The organism is Actinomadura keratinilytica (assembly GCF_039539665.1).
In the GTDB taxonomy this organism is placed as follows: Bacteria; Actinomycetota; Actinomycetes; order Streptosporangiales; family Streptosporangiaceae; genus Spirillospora; species Spirillospora keratinilytica.
Genome location: NZ_BAABDO010000140.1, coordinates 1 through 16,070, shown reverse-complemented (window position 1 = coordinate 16,070; position 16,070 = coordinate 1). Strand labels below are relative to the sequence as shown.

General features: G+C 73.5%; 15 protein-coding genes. 5 read left to right on the top strand and 10 right to left on the bottom strand.

The features are described from left to right. Both ABD879_RS28775 and ABD879_RS28770 read right to left on the bottom strand, forming a co-directional pair. Window positions 1-684: serine/threonine-protein kinase (locus tag ABD879_RS28775; protein WP_345024814.1), on the bottom strand; the 684-nt coding region annotated here is incomplete at its 3' end. A gap of 60 nt (window positions 685-744) precedes the next feature. Continuing rightward, a complete protein-coding gene (locus ABD879_RS28770) occupies window positions 745-1,815 on the bottom strand; it encodes a lytic polysaccharide monooxygenase auxiliary activity family 9 protein (protein ID WP_345024813.1) in 1,071 nt (356 codons plus the stop codon). A gap of 173 nt (window positions 1,816-1,988) precedes the next feature. Here ABD879_RS28770 and ABD879_RS28765 point away from each other — a divergent pair, with 173 nt between their 5' ends. After that, window positions 1,989-2,993, top strand: coding sequence for a LacI family DNA-binding transcriptional regulator (locus tag ABD879_RS28765; protein ID WP_345024812.1), 1,005 nt, complete (start codon window positions 1,989-1,991; stop codon window positions 2,991-2,993). Window positions 2,994-3,116: 123 nt separating this feature from the next. On the opposite strand, the gene ABD879_RS28760 is transcribed toward ABD879_RS28765, so the two are convergent. After that, entirely contained in the window at window positions 3,117-4,361 is a 1,245-nt protein-coding gene (locus tag ABD879_RS28760; RefSeq protein WP_345024815.1) for an oxygenase MpaB family protein, read from the bottom strand. 192 nt (window positions 4,362-4,553) lie between these two features. Between ABD879_RS28760 and ABD879_RS28755 the strand changes: the two genes are divergently transcribed. Beyond that, window positions 4,554-5,243 carry a TetR/AcrR family transcriptional regulator gene (locus ABD879_RS28755; RefSeq protein WP_345024811.1) on the top strand — a complete coding sequence of 230 codons (690 nt, stop codon included), beginning with the start codon at window positions 4,554-4,556 and terminating at the stop codon, window positions 5,241-5,243. 77 nt (window positions 5,244-5,320) lie between these two features. Here ABD879_RS28755 and ABD879_RS28750 read toward each other — a convergent pair whose 3' ends face one another. From ABD879_RS28750 to ABD879_RS28720, 7 genes are all read right to left on the bottom strand, one after another. Continuing rightward, complete coding sequence (locus tag ABD879_RS28750) at window positions 5,321-6,166, bottom strand: sugar phosphate isomerase/epimerase family protein (protein ID WP_345024809.1); 846 nt, start codon at window positions 6,164-6,166, stop codon at window positions 5,321-5,323. Between the two features lie 44 nt (window positions 6,167-6,210). Beyond that, complete coding sequence (locus ABD879_RS28745) at window positions 6,211-7,368, bottom strand: dihydrodipicolinate synthase family protein (protein ID WP_345024808.1); 1,158 nt, start codon at window positions 7,366-7,368, stop codon at window positions 6,211-6,213. Between the two features lie 118 nt (window positions 7,369-7,486). Beyond that, the gene (locus ABD879_RS28740) at window positions 7,487-8,647 is read right to left on the bottom strand and encodes a Gfo/Idh/MocA family protein (RefSeq protein ID WP_345024807.1); all 1,161 of its coding nucleotides are present in this window, start codon (window positions 8,645-8,647) and stop codon (window positions 7,487-7,489) included. Window positions 8,648-8,732: 85 nt separating this feature from the next. Beyond that, complete coding sequence (gene xylA / locus ABD879_RS28735; protein WP_345024806.1) at window positions 8,733-9,896, bottom strand: xylose isomerase; 1,164 nt, start codon at window positions 9,894-9,896, stop codon at window positions 8,733-8,735. A 29-nt stretch (window positions 9,897-9,925) separates the two neighbouring features. Next, window positions 9,926-11,311: a xylulokinase gene (gene xylB, locus ABD879_RS28730; RefSeq protein ID WP_345024805.1), complete on the bottom strand. Its 1,386-nt coding sequence runs from the start codon at window positions 11,309-11,311 to the stop codon at window positions 9,926-9,928. A 377-nt stretch (window positions 11,312-11,688) separates the two neighbouring features. Further along, a complete protein-coding gene (locus tag ABD879_RS28725; RefSeq protein ID WP_345024804.1) occupies window positions 11,689-12,276 on the bottom strand; it encodes a peptidoglycan-binding domain-containing protein in 588 nt (195 codons plus the stop codon). A gap of 264 nt (window positions 12,277-12,540) precedes the next feature. Continuing rightward, window positions 12,541-13,197: a GntR family transcriptional regulator gene (locus ABD879_RS28720; RefSeq protein ID WP_345024803.1), complete on the bottom strand. Its 657-nt coding sequence runs from the start codon at window positions 13,195-13,197 to the stop codon at window positions 12,541-12,543. 369 nt (window positions 13,198-13,566) lie between these two features. Between ABD879_RS28720 and pdhA the strand changes: the two genes are divergently transcribed. The 3 genes from pdhA to ABD879_RS28705 form a co-directional block, all read left to right on the top strand. Then, entirely contained in the window at window positions 13,567-14,742 is a 1,176-nt protein-coding gene (gene pdhA / locus ABD879_RS28715) for a pyruvate dehydrogenase (acetyl-transferring) E1 component subunit alpha (RefSeq protein ID WP_345024802.1), read from the top strand. A gap of 13 nt (window positions 14,743-14,755) precedes the next feature. Continuing rightward, entirely contained in the window at window positions 14,756-15,772 is a 1,017-nt protein-coding gene (locus ABD879_RS28710) for an alpha-ketoacid dehydrogenase subunit beta (protein WP_285495282.1), read from the top strand. After that, window positions 15,769-16,070 (top strand): lipoyl domain-containing protein (locus ABD879_RS28705; protein ID WP_345024800.1); only part of this gene is annotated, 302 nt, incomplete at its 3' end. The genes ABD879_RS28710 and ABD879_RS28705, both read left to right, overlap by 4 nt.

Here is a 16,070-nt window from a genome sequence, read left to right as displayed (position 1 = left end):
GGCGCACCGCCGCCACACCTGCTCGACCCGCTCCGGCGCGCCCTGCGCGGCCCCGCCGCCCAGGCACTCGCGGAGCACGACGCCCAGCGAGTACACGTCGGCGGCGGGGGTGGGGGCGGCGCCGCCCAGCAGCTCGGGCGCCACGTAGTCGGGCGTGCCGAGCAGCGGGCCGGCGCCGTCCGGGCGCCCGGCGGCCGGCGCGGTGAACGCGATGCCGAAGTCGCAGATCTTGGCGCCGGCCGCGGTCAGCAGCACGTTGCCGGGCTTGACGTCCCGGTGCACCACGCCCGCGGCGTGCGCGGCCGCCAGCGCGTCCGCCAGCTGCGCGCCCAGCACCGCGGCCTCCCGCCACGGCAGCGGGCCGCGGGCCAGCCGCGCCGCCAGGGTCTCGCCGTCCAGCAGCTCCATCACCACGTACGGCAGGCGCTCGCCGTCCGGCAGCTCGGCCTCGCCGTAGTCGTGGACGCCGGTGATGTGCGGGTGGGCCAGGTCCGCGGCGGCCTTGGCCTCCTCGTGCAGCCGCGGGGTCAGCTCCCGCGGCCAGCCGTCGCGCGGCAGCTTGACCGCCACCGGCCGGTCGAGGACCAGGTCGACGGCGCGCCACACCGTCGCCATGCCGCCCGATCCGACGGGCGCCACCAGCTGGTAGCGCCCGCCCAGGCGGCCCCCGGGGATCTGCGACATGCCTGGCAGCTTATTCGGCCGGTCCCCGGGGGCGCCTGTCCCGCGCTCCGGTGGTCGGGGCTAGGAGGTCATGCAGTGGGTGTCCAGGTCGCTGACGGCGCTGGACGTCTTGGCGGTGAAGCCGAACGTGGTGGACGCGCCGACCGCCAGGGAGCCGTTCCAGGAGGCGTTGGTGACCTCCACGTCGGCCCCGTTCTGGGTGTAGCTGCCGCTCCACAGCCCGTCGACGGTGCCGCCGCCGGCGAAGGTCCAGTGCACCTTCCACCCGTTGATCGGCACGGTGCCGGAGTTGGTGACCGTCACCTCGCCCTGGAACCCGCCGTCCCAGGTGCTCACCGTGCGGAACTCGGCGGTGCACACCGCGCCGGGCTGCTGGGTGGGCGTCTCGGTCGGCGGGGTCGTGGGGCCGCCGCCGTCCGGGCCGATGCCGGTGACCTCGCCGTTGCCGCCGTCGAACACCACGTCGGAGCAGTTGTAGAACGTCTCCTGGCTGTCGGAGCGCTGCCACACCGAGTAGATGATGTGCCGACCGGTCTTGCCCGACGGCAGCCGCGCGTTCCAGTAGTAGTAGGCGCTCTCGCTGCCCGGGGAGCCGACGCTCGGCGGGTCGGTGACCTCGTCGAACGGCTGCTCCTCCAGGTCGTCCCAGGTCAGCGGGCGGGTGGGGCTCCAGCTGTCCTTGGTGATGTAGGACCGGAAGGTGCCCGGGTGCGCGGCCCACTTGTTGTAGCGCATCTGGATCTGCGCGCCGGCCGTCAGGTGCGTGACCGGCCAGTCGTCGCGCGCCAGGTCGAAGCCGCTGAAGTCGTACACCTTCGCGTCGGCGCTGCACAGCTTGCCGTCGGGGATGAAGCCGCGCATGCGCCCGGCGCCGTCGGAGCGCAGCACCGCGAACCAGTTGTAGAGCGAGTTGGCGCCGCTCTGCGCGACCGCGGCCGCGCACGCGGGGTTGTTGGGCACGATCTGGCCGGTCGAGGACAGCCCGTCCTTCCAGCACAGGTACGTGCGGCTCCCCGGCATCATCATCGCGCCGTGCGCGGACGCCGGGGCGGCCGTCAGCACGGCTCCGAACACGGCCGCCGCCGCTCCGAGCGCCCCTCCGGCGAGCACCGCCCGCCGCCGCTGCCTCATCGAAACGCCTCCGTTCCTCCGCCCCCTGGTCGTGCCTGCGGCCGCCGCCGGACCCGCGGCGGCCCTTGCGCTGGAACGTAACCGGAGGCGGCGGGTCGGATGAACGGCCCTTTCACGCTTTCATGGGTTCACTAGACTGTTTCGAAAGCGCTTTCCACCTGGCGGGGGGTCAGATGGTCACTCTGGAGGACGTGGCGCGGCACGCGGGGGTCTCCCTCGCCACCGCCTCGCGGGTGCTCAACGGCAGCAACCGGCGGGTGGGGGCCGCCCTCCGGCAGCGCGTGGAGCTGGCGGCGGCCGAGCTGGGCTACGAGCCGGACGTCACCGCGCAGGCGCTGGCCCGGGGGTCCAGCAACGTCATCGGGCTGGTCGTGCACGCGCTGACCGACCCCTACTTCGCGGCGCTGGCCGAGGGCGCCATGCGCGCCGCCGACCGGCACGGGCTGACGGTGATGGTCGGCACCACGCACCGCGATCCGGAGCGCGAGATCGCGGTGGTGTCCACGCTGCGGGTGCAGCGGGTCCGCGCGATCGTGCTGGCGGGCTCGCGCACCGGCGACGAGGCGATCACCAAGCGGCTGACCGCGGAGCTGACCCGCTACCGCGACGCCGGGGGCCGGGTGGCGTGCGTCGGCCAGGACCTTTTGGGCGTCGACACCGTCGCCCCCGCCAACCGGGAGGGCGCGGCGGCCCTGGCCCGGTCGCTGGCCGGCCTCGGGCACCGGCGCTTCGCCGTGCTGGCCGGCCCGCCCGGGCTGCTCACCGCCGCCGACCGCACCGCGGGCTTCACCGCCGCGCTGGCCGACCTCGGGCTGCCCGCCCCCCGCGTGCTGCACGGCGACTTCGACCGCGACGGCGGCTACGCGGCCGCGGCCGAGCTGGCCGGTTCCGGCCTGGACGAGGTGTCCTGCGTGTTCGCCGTCAACGACGTCATGGCGCTGGGCGCGCTGGCCGCCCTGCGCGACCGCGGCGTGGACGTCCCCGGCGACGTGTCGGTGGCCGGCTTCGACGACATCGCCACCCTCCGCGACCTGGTGCCCGCCCTGACCACCGTGCGCCTGCCCCTCGCGGAGATGGGGGAACGGGCGCTCGACCTGGCCCTGTCCGACTCCTCCGAACCCGCCATCGAGCCGGTCGCCGCCGAGGTCGTCCTGCGCGCCAGCACCCGCCGAGTGTGAACCGGCCCCGCGACCGGGCGGCCGGCGGGGCTTCGGGCGGCCTGTCGTCCGGGTCCCCCGGCCCGCGGGCAGCGCGGGCCGGGGGCGGAGGCGCTGCGGCCGAGCGGCCGCGGGTGGGGCGGATCAGGGGTAGTTGGGGTTGTTGGCGTCCGGGATCTGGATGCTGATCGGCAGGTCCCCCTCCGACAGGTAGAGCAGGACGCCCAGGCGCAGGATCTCGTCGAAGGCCCAGTAGGCCTTCTGCACGATGCCCGGCGCCTTCTCCAGCGACAGCAGCCCCTCCCGGACGGCGATGAAGGGCTCCCAGGCCGTCTCGAAGACCGGGTCCCACAGCGGCTCCCGGGGGATCTTCAGCCAGTTGGCGATCTGGTCGCCGAGCACGTAGCGGGTGAGCGCGCCGAGGACCGGCTTGGTGATGAGGCCGAAGTCGAGCTGGGCGCCCAGGTTCAGCAGCATGTCGGCCAGCTTGATGCCCTCGGGCGTGGGCGCCAGCAGGGGGTCCAGCACCTGCTCGGCCTGGGCGTTGGCCTCGTCCCAGGACTTGGGGATGTACTCGTCCTTGATGCCGAGCATGTGCGCGGCCACCTGCCAGGAGTGCAGGAACGCCTCGGACTCGGCCTCGGGGATCGGCACCTTCCACTTCTTCAGGTTCTGCATGACGGTCGTGGGCAGGCTGTGCCAGGTGACCATCATGTCCCGCTGGCTGATCGGGATCTCCTCGTCGGCGACCTTCGTCCAGTGCGGGGACTGCGGCAGCAGGTGGCGCACGCCCGCGTGCGCGAGCCGGGTCTTGACGCAGGTCACGATCATCTCGCCGTCCGGCTTGTAGGCGTTGGACGTGCCGATGTCGTATCCGAGCTTGGCGGTCTTGGTGATGCGGTCCTTCATGTCCGCACCGCCCTTGGAGTAGTAGACCGCGCGCGCCTCCCGGGGGATGACCGTGCTCATCATCCCGCTGGCGAAGCCGTAGGTCACGCCGAGGTACAGGCCCCGCTTCTCGTTGAACTGGTAGGCGGTGGCGAGCTTGCCCTCGTCGGCCCACGACGGCACCTTCCGGGCCTCCTCCATGAAGTCCCGCAGGTCCGCCGGCAGCCCGTCGGGCAGCGGCTGGCCGTTCTTGGTCCACTTCTTCAGCAGCTTGTTGACCTTGGGCACCTCGCCGCGGTCGATCAGCGAGGCGACCAGGTCGTCGGCCTCCGGGTCCCAGACCCGCCGCGGGTCGGCGCCCTCTCCGGTGCCCGCCACCGAGCCCTTGGGCGACCACGTCCACAGTGAGCTCGCCTGGGCGGGCGTCGCGACGCCCAGCGCGCCGAGCGCGCCCAGCGTCCCGCCCGCCATCAGCACGTTGCGCCTGCCGGGTTTCTCCATGTCCTGCTCCTCCTCGGGGCCGAGAGCACCGCCCATTCTGATACGGTGATACATAACTCGTATCTGCGTATCATCGACGGCACGTCCAATACAGCACACTGTGGCGGCCGCCACAAGACCCGAACGCGAACGACCGAACACGAACGGCGCCGCCGGAGGGTGAGGCAGAATCAGGCGAGCCGGGAGGAGCTCATGGAACCTGCGCTGTCCGCCCTGATGACGGCCTCGGGCACCGAGTCGCTGCTCGAACGCGCCTACAGCGACGCCGTCGAGCAGGTCGACGACATGGACGAGACCAGCACCCAGATACTCGACGCGGCCTATGAGCTGTTCTGCCGGATGGGCGTCCAGCGCTCCACCATGGAGGACGTGGCCCGCAAGGCGGGGGTGTCGCGGATCACCGTCTACCGCCGGTTCGCCACCAAGAACGCACTGGTCGAGCATGTGGTGCGGCGCGAGTTCCGCCGGTACTTCGACCAGTTCCTGCGCGATATCCAGCAGGCCGAGACCGCCGCCGACCGGGTGGTGCTGGGCTTCGTCAGCTCGCTGCGCGCCATCCGCGGCAACCCGCTGATCGGCGGGCTGATCGACACCGAACCGGACCTGCTGGTGCCGTCGATGATCAGCGACGGGGGGCGCACCCTGGCCACCGTGCGGCAGTTCGTCGCGGGCCAGCTGCGCCAGGAGCAGCAGGCCGGCAACGTGCGCGCCGACCTGGACACCGACCTGGTGGCCGAGATGATGGTCCGGATCTCCGCCTCGTTCCTGGGCATCCCCAGCCACCTCGTCGACCTCGACGACGACGAGCAGCTGGCCATGGTGGCCCGGCGGTTCCTGGTGCCCATGCTGGAGGCGCCGCCTCCCCCGGCCGAGCCCGGATAGCCCGCCGCCCCGCCGGCGTTCCGGCGTCGGGGGACGGCCGGCGCCGCGCGGCGGGGCGCGGCACCGGCCGCGGGGGTTCAGCCGAGGAAGGGGGCGACCAGCGCGGCGAAGCGCTCCTTCATCGTCGCCAGCACCGCGTCCGGGTCGGCGGCCCAGACGTCGGCGTTGAAGATCTCGACCTCGACGTCGCCGTCGTAGCCGGCGGCGGCGACGGCCCGCGTCAGCGGGGCGAAGTCGATGACGCCGTCGCCCATCATGGCGCGGCCCAGCAGCACGTCCTGCGGGAGCGGGTGCAGCTGGTCGCACACCTGGTAGGTGGCGACGCGGCCCTCCGCGCCCGCGCGGGCGATCTGGCCGCGGACCTCCGGGTCCCACCAGATGTGGAAGGTGTCGACCGCGACTCCGACGTGCTCGGCCGGGTGCGGGGCCGCCAGGTCGAGCGCCTGCTTCAGCGTGGACAGCACCGCGCGGTCGGCGCAGTACATCGGGTGCAGCGGCTCCAGCGCCAGGCGGACGCCGCGTTCGGCGGCGTAGGGCGCCAGGACCTGCAGCGCCTCGGCCACGCGCGCGCGGGCGGCGCCCAGGTCGCGGGAGACGCCGTCGCCCAGTGCCTCCCCCGGGACGACGCCGGGCAGGCCGCCGACCACCAGCACCAGGCAGGCGGCGCCGAGCTCGGCGGCCTCGTCGATGGCGCGGCGGTTGTCGTCCAGCCCGGAGCCCCCGGTCAGGAAGCCGCCCCGGCACAGCGACGAGACGCGCAGGCCCGCGTCGCGCACGAGCTTGGCGGTGGCGGCCAGGCCGTGCTCGGCGACGGGCTCGCGCCACAGGCCGATGGCCTCGATGCCGTGGCGCCGGCAGCCGTCCACGGCCTCGGGCACCGACCAGCGCCGGGTCGTCCACTGGTTCAGCGACAGCCTGCTCACGCCCTGCCTCCCGTCGTCCTCGCTCCCGGGCCGCCCCGGCCCGCTCACTGGTCCACCCCGTGGACGGCCAGCAGCGCGCGCATGCGGCGGACGGCCAGGTCGGGGTCGGGCAGCAGGCCCGCGGCGTCGGCCAGCCGGAACACCTCGGCCAGGTGGACCACCGAGCGGGCGCTCTGCGCGCCGTTCACCATCGTGAACGCCTCCTGGTGCCCGGCGAGCCAGGCCAGGAACACGATGCCGGTCTTGTAGTGGTAGGTGGGCGTCTCGAAGATCTTGCGGGACAGCGGCACGGTCGGCCCGAAGATCTCGTCGTAGGCGGCGGTGTCGCCGGCGTCCAGCGCGTGCAGGGCGGCGGCGGCCGCGGGCGCGATCGCGTCGAAGATGCCCAGCAGCGCGTCGCTGCCGGAGGCGATCAGGTCCGGGTAGTTGAAGTCGTCGCCGGTGTAGAGGCGGACGCCGGCGGGCAGCCCCGCGCGGATCTCGACCTCCCGGTCGGCGTCCAGCAGGGACACCTTGACGCCGTCCACCCGGGGCGCGTGCTCGCGCACCAGGTCGAGGAAGTGGCCGACGGCCTTGTCCAGGTCGTCCGAGCCCCAGTAGCCCGCCAGGTTGGGGTCGAACATCTCCCCCAGCCAGTGCAGGATCACCGGGCGGTCGGCCTGCTCCAGCAGCCGGCCGTAGACGGCGCGGTAGTCCTCGGGGCGGCCGCGGGCGATCCGGGCCAGCTGGCGGCTGGCCATGATGATCACTCCGGCGCCGGCGTCCCGGACGACCTCGATCTGCTCCTCGTAGGCGGCGACGACGTCGTCCAGGGTGGCCGCGTCGGGCCGGTGGTCGGTGCCCGCGCCGCAGGCCACCAGCTCCGCCGGGTCGCCGAGCGCCGCGGCCTCGGCGGCGCTGCGGCGGATCAGCTCGCGGGTGGCGGCCCAGTCCAGGCCCATGTTGCGCTGGGCGGTGTCCATCGCGTCGGCCACGCGCAGGCCCAGCGACCACAGGTGCCGGCGGAAGCGCAGCGTGGCCTCCCAGTCCACGGCCGCGGGGACGCCGGGGCCGTTGTCGGCGCGCGGGTCGGCCACGACGTGCCCGGCGGCGTAGGCGATGCGCGACGACGGCGGTCCGGACGGCGTCCGCCAGGCGCGCGGCTCGCCCGGGGTGTACCGCTCCGAACCTCCGTCCGCGGTCGGCAGTTTCAGCTCGCGCATGCGCGTCCTCCGCTCGCTTCCGTGCTCGCTTCCGTGCTCGCTTCCGGGGCGCCGGGGAGCCGGCGCCCTGCCTTCCCGCTGCGGGCGCCGGAGCGCCCCTGCGGCTCGTTCATCGGGCTCACTCCCCGCCGAGGTCGATCGGGGCCAGCTCGACGCGGCGTCCCTCGGCCGACGACAGCAGGCCCGCCTCGGCGAGCTGCACGCCGCGCGCGCCGGCCGCGAAGTCGTGCGGGAACGGGGCGTCCTCGACGACGTGCCGGACGAACATCTCCCACTGCACCTTGAAGCCGTTGTCGAAGTCCTCGTTGTCGGGGACCTCCTGCCACTGGTCGCGGAACTTCTCGGTGACGGGAAGGTCGGGGTTCCACACCGGCTTGGGCGTCATGGCGCGGTGCTGGACGCGGCAGCGGCGCAGCCCCGCGACGGCGCTGCCCTCGGTGCCGTCCACCTGGAACTCCACCAGCTCGTCGCGGAACACCCGGGTGGTCCAGGAGGAGTTGATCTGCGCGACGATCCCGCCGTCCAGCTCGAAGATGCCGTACGCGGCGTCGTCGGCGGTGGCGTCGTAGGGCGCGCGGTTCTCGTCCCAGCGGCGCGGCACGTGGGTGACCGCGCGGGCCGTCACCGCCTCCACGCGGCCGAACAGGTTCTCCAGCACGTAGTGCCAGTGCGGGAACATGTCCAGCACGATGCCGCCGCCGTCCTCGGCCCGGTAGTTCCAGCTGGGCCGCTGGGCCTCCTGCCAGTCGCCCTCGAACACCCAGTAGCCGAACTCGCCGCGCACCGACAGGATCCGGCCGAAGAAACCGCCGTCCACCAGCCGCTTCAGCTTGCGCAGCCCCGGCAGGAACAGCTTGTCCTGCACGACCCCGTTCTTGACGCCCGCCGCCCGCGCCGCCTTGGCCAGGGTGATGGCGTCCTCGAGGGACTCGGCGGTGGGCTTCTCGGCGTAGACGTGCTTGCCCGCCTCGATCGCCCGGGTGACCGCGCCCACGCGGGCGGAGGTGACCTGGGCGTCGAAGTAGATCTCGGTCTCGGGGTCGGCGAGGGCGGCGTCCAGGTCGGTGGTCCAGTCGGCGATGCCGTGCCGGTCGGCCAGCGCGCGCAGCTTGCCGGCGTTGCGGCCGGCCAGGATCGGCCGCAGCCGGACCCGGCCGCCGCCGGCGAGCGGGACGCCGCCCGCCTCGTTGATCGCCAGAACGGAGCGCAGCAGGTGCTGGCGGTAGCCCATGCGGCCGGTCACGCCGTTCATCACCACGCCGAGGGTGCGTACGGTCATCGTTCTCCTTAGGGGCGGACGGAAAAATGAAGTAAGCGCTTTCCCGCACCCTAGGCCGGAAAGCGCTTACTCTCAAGTGTCCTGGTCAGCGCACCCCGTAGAGGTGTTCGAGCGCCAGCTGGTCCAGCCGCTCGAACGCCGCGCCCCGCGCCGCCAGGGCCTCCACGTCAGGGGTGAACTCGCGCACCGACCGCCAGTCCTCGCCCTCGGCCAGCGTCGGGACGGCCAGCTCGTCCACACGCGCCGCCCGCAGCGCCTCCTGCACCTCGGGGTCGGCCCGGAACGCCCGCACCTTCTCCCGCAGGATCAGCCAGTTGCGCATGCAGCCGCGCGCCGACTCCCACACGCCCTCGTCGTCCTCGGTGCGCGGCGGCTTGAAGTCGAAGTGGATCGGCCCGTCGTAGTCGCTGCCGTCGATGAGGTCGACGACCCAGAACGCGCCGCGCGCGTTGCCCGCGCCGAACCGCAGGTCCTGGTCGTAGCGCGGGCCGTTCTGCCCGTTCAGGTCGATGTGGAACAGCTTGCCGTGCCACAGCGCCTGGGCCAGCCCGTGGGTGTAGTTCAGCCCGGCCATCTCCTCGTGCCCGACCTCGGGGTTGAGGCCGACCAGCTCGGAGTGCTCCAGCTCCTCGATGAACGCCAGCGCGTGCCCGACGGTCGGCAGCAGGATGTCCCCGCGCGGCTCGTTGGGCTTGGGCTCGATGGCGAACCGCAGGTCGTAGCCCTTGTCCAGGACGTAGGCGCCGAGGATGTCGAACGCCTCCTTGTAACGGTCCAGCGCGGTCCGCACGTCCTTGGCCGCCCCGGACTCGGCGCCCTCCCGGCCGCCCCAGCACACGTACACCTTGGCGCCCAGCTCGGCGGCCAGGTCGATGTTGTCCATCACCTTGCGCAGCGCGAACCGGCGCACGTCGCGGTCGTTGGCGGTGAACGCCCCGTCCTTGAAGATCGGGTGGCTGAACAGGTTGGTGGTCGCCGTCGTCACCACCAGGCCGGTCTCGTCCAGCGCCTTGCGGAACGCGCCGATGCGCTCGTCGCGCTCGGCCGCGGTCGCCTCGAACGCGAACACGTCGTTGTCGTGGAAGTTGACGCCGTACGCGCCGATCTCGGCCAGCTTGCGCACGGCCCGCTCGGCGGGCATCGGCGCCCGCGTCCCGGGGCCGAACACGTCGACGCCCTGCCAGCCCACCGTCCATATCCCGAACGAGAACTTGTCCTCCGGGCGCGGGGTGTAGCGGTCCTCGGTCACGAATTCCTCCTCTGTGCGTTGCGGTGGTTTCACCAGGTCGCGGTGGCGTCGCGCAGCGCGCCGTAGCGGGCCCGGACGGCCTCGGCGGCCGCCGCGTCGCCGGGTGCGGCCTCGTGCTCGGTGGCGGGGCGATCGGGCCAGGGGACCCGCTCGTGCGTCCCGGCCAGCGCCTCGGCGGCCTGGCGGGCGTCGCCGAGCGCCACGTACTCGGCCGGTTCGGGGACGGTGACGGGCGCGCCGAGGATCGCCGGCGCCACCGCCCGCACCGCCGCCGAGCCCGCGCCGCCGCCGCTCAGCAGCATGCGCCGCGGCGTCACGCCCTGCGCGGCCAGGTGGCCGACGGCGTCGGCCAGCGAGCACAGCAGCGCCTCGACGGCCGCCCGCGCGATGTTCTCCCGGGTGGCGTTGGACGTGGTCAGCCCGGACAGCACGCCGGTGGCGTCCGGGCGGTCGGGGGTGCGCTCGCCGTCCAGGTACGGCAGCAGGGTCAGCCCGCCCGCCCCCGGCTCGGCCGCCAGCGCCAGGCGCGACAGCTCGTCCAGGTCGGCGCCCACCATGGCGGCGGCCGAGGTCAGGATGCGCGCGGCGTTCAGCGTGCACACCAGCGGCAGGAACCGGCCGGTCGCGTCGGCGAACCCGGCGACCAGCCCGGACGGGTCCGCGGCGGGGCGGTCGGCGACCGCGTACGCCGTGCCGGACGTGCCGATCGACAGCACCACGTCGCCCTCGCGCAGGCCGAGGCCGAGCGCGGCGCCCATGTTGTCGCCGGTGCCGGGGGCGATGCGGGCGCCCCAGGCGGTCTCGCCGACCGTCTCGCCCGGCGCCGCCACGCGCGGCCGGGCGAACTCGTGGCCGAGCGCCGCCGTCGCGATCTCCGGCAGGTAGCGGCCCTCGGCGGGCGACCAGTACCCGGTGCCGGACGCGTCGCCGCGGTCGGTGACGTGCTCGGCGGCGCCGAGCCGCCGGGTCAGCCAGTCGTGCGGGAGCAGCACGGCGGCGGTGCGGGCGGCGTTGTCCGGTTCGTGCTCGGCCATCCAGCGCAGCTTGGTGACGGTGAACGAGGCGACCGGCACCGATCCCGTCCGCTCGGCCCAGGTCTTGGCGCCGCCCAGTTCGTCGACCAGCGCGCGGGCCTGCGGCGCCGAGCGGGTGTCGTTCCACAGCAGGGCGGGGCGGACCGCCTCGCCGCCCTCGTCCAGCGCCACCATGCCGTGCTGCTGCGCGGCCACGGCCACGGCGTCGGCGCGTTCCAGCAGCGGGCGGGCCCGGTCGAGGGCCCGGCTCCAGTGCCGCGGGTGGCATTCGGTACCGTCGGGGTGGGGCGCGGAGACCTGGTCGACGATCGCGCCGTCCTCCGCCCGGCAGAGGACGACCTTCGTGGACTGGGTGGAGGAGTCGATCCCGGCGACGAGCATGGTCCTCCTCGGAAGGGGGTATCGCGAAAGCTTTCGGAGGGCGCTCCGAAGAACTTTCGAAACGCTTCGACTGCGTGCAGCCTACGACGCCTGTGACCGTCGGCACAACGGACGTCCGTCCCTGGACCTCGCCACGCGGCCTGCCCGGCCCGGTCGCCCCGCCCCCGGCGGACGCTCGAAGCGGACGACGATCCGACCGCGGGCCGCGTTCCCCGCGCCCGGCCGGACGGCCGCACAGCCGCCCGGAAACCGCGGTCGGGTCGCAGCCGGCACGGCACCGTCCCGATGTTCCCCCGCCGTCCGCTGATTGTCACGGCAGTCGCCCCGTGAACCCCTGCGGGAATCACGGAGCGACCGTCCGGAAACTCCGGGGTGTTCTATCGGGGAGTGCTCCTGCTCTCGGCGCCCTGGGCGAACAGGGCGCGGAAGGTGATGGGGCCGACCTCGCCGTCGGCGTCGATTTCCTTCCGGGTCTGGAAGTTCTTGACGGCCGTCGCGGTCCTCGGCCCGAAGACGCCGTCCACCGCGAGGGCTGCGCCGAGCCGGTTGAGCGAGTACTGCAGCCCCTTGACCAGCTGGGCGCGGGTGTCACCCTGGCGGGCGATGCCGTGGTCGGTGCGCAGTGTCACCCAGGTCTCGTCGTTGACCGTTCCGGTGCCCACGAGCTCGCGGTCGGCCTGGTACTCGCGGACGGCGGCGACCAGGGCGTCGTCGAAGACATCGGCCCCGGAGGCGCCGGGCGTGCAGGTGGTGCGGTGGATCTGGGCGAGCAAGCAGCGCACCGCCGCCACCCGGTAGCCCTTGTCTCCCTTCTCCAGCGTCACCCAGGGCTGGGCCTCGATGGCGGCGAGGACGCGCCGGTCGGTGTCGGCGCCGTCGGCGTGGGCGGCGGCCGTCCGGCCTCCGGCGGCGAGGACGGAAATGGCGGCGGCCAGGGGCACCGCCGCGCGCAATACGGTCTTCATTCAGCCTCCTCTTCTGAATCGCCGACCGTCTTGCCAATGAGGACGCGGTATTGCAGCGGACGGTTTTCACGAAATTCAAAAGATTCGCCGGACGGGCGCCATTGACGCGTGATCACAAAAATCGGTTTACGCGGATCATTGAAACATCGGAACCGATTCCGGCCGGTATCGCGGCGGCGGGCCGGCGGACGCCGTCGCGGTGGCCGGCGTCCGGTGTCCGCGGCCGGCCGGCATCGGCGGGCCCGCGCGCCGGTCCGCCCTCCCTCAGGCGGTGCCGTGGGGGGCGTAGTTCATGACGTGGTCGTGCAGCATGCGCGGGGCGTCGGGGTCCTGCCGGCGGAACGCCTCGATCAGGGCGGCGTGCTCGGCGGACTTGGAGTAGATCTCGGTCTCGTGCAGGCGCAGCGACAGCGTCGTCCACAGCTCGATGCCGAGCGACTCCCACACCGACATCAGCAGCCGGTTGCCCGACGACTCCACGACCACGCGGTGGAAGCCGATGCTCAGCCGGATCTGCGCGTCCAGGTCGCCGGCCTCGGCGGCCTCGGCCAGGCGCGCGTTCTGCTTCTCCAGCACGTCCAGCCGGTCGGCCAGGCGGGGCAGGGCCAGCTCGACGGCGGTGCGCTCCAGGCCGGCCCGCACGGGGAAGATCTCCACCATGTCGCGCTCGGTGAACGGGCGCACCCGCGCGCCGCGGTTGGGCAGCGACTCGATCAGCCGCAGCGCCTCCAGCTGGCGCAGCGCCTCCCGCACCGGCCCCTGGCTGACGCCCAGCTCCGCGGCGATGCGCCGCTCGACGATCCGCTCGCCGGGCTGCCAGCGGCCGCCGCTGATCCCCTCGACGATGAACTCGCGGATCTGGTCGGCCAGCCCCGTGCGCCGCAGCGCCGGGCCCGGGGTCGCGGTGGACGGTGGATTCACGTAGGCAATGGTAGATGGGCAGGTGGTCCAGACCTTTCGGCCGCCCGGACGAACGCCCCAGCAAGATGAGGCGGTTCGCCCCCTTTTGGTAGGGAAATCCGCGGGAACGGGCGCGGCGGACGCCGTTGTGCGTGATAGTCGTCACCAGAGGCGGGTCCCCGCCGACGGCGGTCGCGGCGCGCCGGCGGAGCGGGGAGGCGCGCGGCGGCTTCGGCCGCCCGGCGCTCCCGTGGGCGTCCTCGCTGGTCCGCGACGTTCCCGGGGTCCCCTTTCGGGCGATGTGCCGGTATGATCGATCATTGATCAATGATGATCGGTGAAGCGCCGCGGCGACCCCGCGGCACGCTCCCCGACGGAGGTAGAACGCCGATGGCTGAGACCACCAAGGCCGCCCGCTCCCGGCGGACGCGCGGTGCCGCGAGGCAGGACGCGGGCGCGTCCGGCGCCGACTCCGAGGCCGCCGCCCGGGACGCGGACGCCGGCACCGAGGGCGCCGCGAACGCGCAGCCGCCCGCGGGCACCGCCGGCAGCGCGCACGCCGACGCCGAGACCCTGGTCGCCTACTACCGGCAGATGCTGCTCATCCGCCGGTTCGAGGAGCGCGCCGCCCGCGCCTACACCCAGGCCAAGATCGGTGGCTACTGCCACCTGAACCTGGGCGAGGAGGCCACCATCGTCGGGTTGATGGCGGCGCTGCGCCCCACCGACTACCTGTTCACCAACTACCGGGAGCACGGCTACGCCCTGGCCAAGGGCATCGACGCGCGCAGCGTCATGGCCGAGCTGTACGGGCGCTCCACCGGCGTGTCCAAGGGGTGGGGCGGCTCGATGCACATGTTCGACGTCAAGACGCGGCTGCTCGGCGGGTACGGCATCGTCGGCGGGCAGCTCCCGCTGGCCACCGGCGCCGCGCTCGCGGTGTCGTACAAGGGCGGCGACGAGGTCGTCATGTGCCACATGGGCGACGGCACCGCCGCGATCGGCGCGTTCCACGAGTCGCTGAACATCGCCGCGCTGTGGGACCTCCCGGTCGTCTTCGTCGTGATCAACAACGGGCTCGGCATGGGCACGACCGTGGAGAAGTCGGCCGCCGAGCCCGAGCTGTGGCGGCGCGGCGCCGCCTACCGGATGGAGTCGGCCCGCGTCGACGGCACCGACGTGCTGGCCGTCCGCGAGGCCGCCCGCATCGCCGTCGAGCGCGCCCGCACCGAGAGCAAGCCCTACCTGCTGGAGGCGACCAGCCCCCGGCTGCGCGGCCACTCGGTCGTCGACCCGGCCCGCTACCGCTCCGCCGAGGAGAAGGAGGCCCTCAAGGCCGCCGACCCCCTCGCCGCGATGGCGCTGCGGCTGGAGGAGGCCGGGATCCTGGACGCCGAGGCGCGCGACAAGCTCGACGCCGAGGTCATCGCCGAGGTCGAGGACGCCGCCGCGTTCGCCGACGACAGCCCGCACCCGGACGTGTCCACGCTGTTCGACTACACCTACGCCACGCCCGTCCCGGGCGAGCTGCGCCGCCTGCCCGCCGACCCCGTGTTCCGCTCCTGAGGAGACCCGACCGATGGCAACCGTCACCTACCGCCAGGCCCTCCGGGACACGCTGCGCGCGGAGATGCTCCGCGACGAGAACGTGTTCCTGATGGGCGAGGAGATCGGCGTCTTCGAGGGCTCCTACAAGATCACCGAGGGGCTGCTCAAGGAGTTCGGGGAGCGCCGGGTGCGCGACACCCCGATCGCCGAGGAGGGCTTCGTCGGCGCCGCGATCGGCGCGGCCATGCTCGGCCTGCGGCCGGTCGTGGAGATCATGACGATCAACTTCTCGCTGCTGGCGCTGGACCAGATCGTCAACCACGCCGCCAAGATCTACGGGATGTTCGGCGGCCAGTGCAGCGTGCCGCTGGTCATCCGCACCCCGGGCGGCGGCGGGCAGCAGCTCGGCGCCACCCACTCGCAGAACGTCGAGCTGTACTACTCGTTCGTCCCGGGCCTGAAGGTGGTCGCGCCCAGCACGCCGCTGGAGGCGTCGGCCATGCTCAAGGCCGCGATCCGCGACGACGACCCGGTGCTGTTCCTGGAGAACCTGGCCCTCTACAACACCAAGGGCGAGGTGCCCGACGACATCGCCGAGGTCGAGCCCGCCCAGATCGGCCGGGCCGCGGTGACCCGTCCGGGCACCGACATCACCATCATCGGCTACTCGCGGATGGCGCACGTCGCGCTGGAGGTCGCCGAGCGGCTGGCCGCCGACGGGATCTCCGCCGAGGTGGTCGACCTGCGCAGCCTGCGGCCGCTGGACCGGGAGACGATCGTGGCGTCGGTGCGCCGCACCGGCTGCGCGGTGATCGCCGAGGACGACTGGCTGACCTACGGCATCGGCGCCGAGATCGCCGCGACCATCCAGGAGGGCGCCTTCGACTGGCTGGACGCCCCCGTGCGGCGGGTGGCGATGGCCGAGGTGCCGCTCCCCTACGCCAAGCCGCTGGAGCTGGCCGCGCTGCCGTCGGCCGACTCCCTCGTCACCGCCGTCCGCGACACGCTGCGCGCGACCGGCCGCCTGTCCCTGGAGACCGCTCGATGACCGACATCCTCATGCCGCGCCTGTCCGACACCATGGAGGAGGGCGTGATCAGCTCCTGGCACAAGAAGCCGGGAGACCAGATCGCCGTCGGCGACGTCCTGTGCGACATCGAGACCGACAAAGCGATCATGGAGTACGAGGCGTACGAGGCCGGCGTGCTCGAGAAGATCCTGGTCGAGGAGGGGCAGACCGCTGCGATCGGCGCGCCGATCGCGGTGCTCGCCTCGTCCGGCGCCCCGTCCGGCGGCGCCTCCGGCGCCCCGGCCCCGGCCGCCGCCCCCGAGCCCGAGCCCGAGCG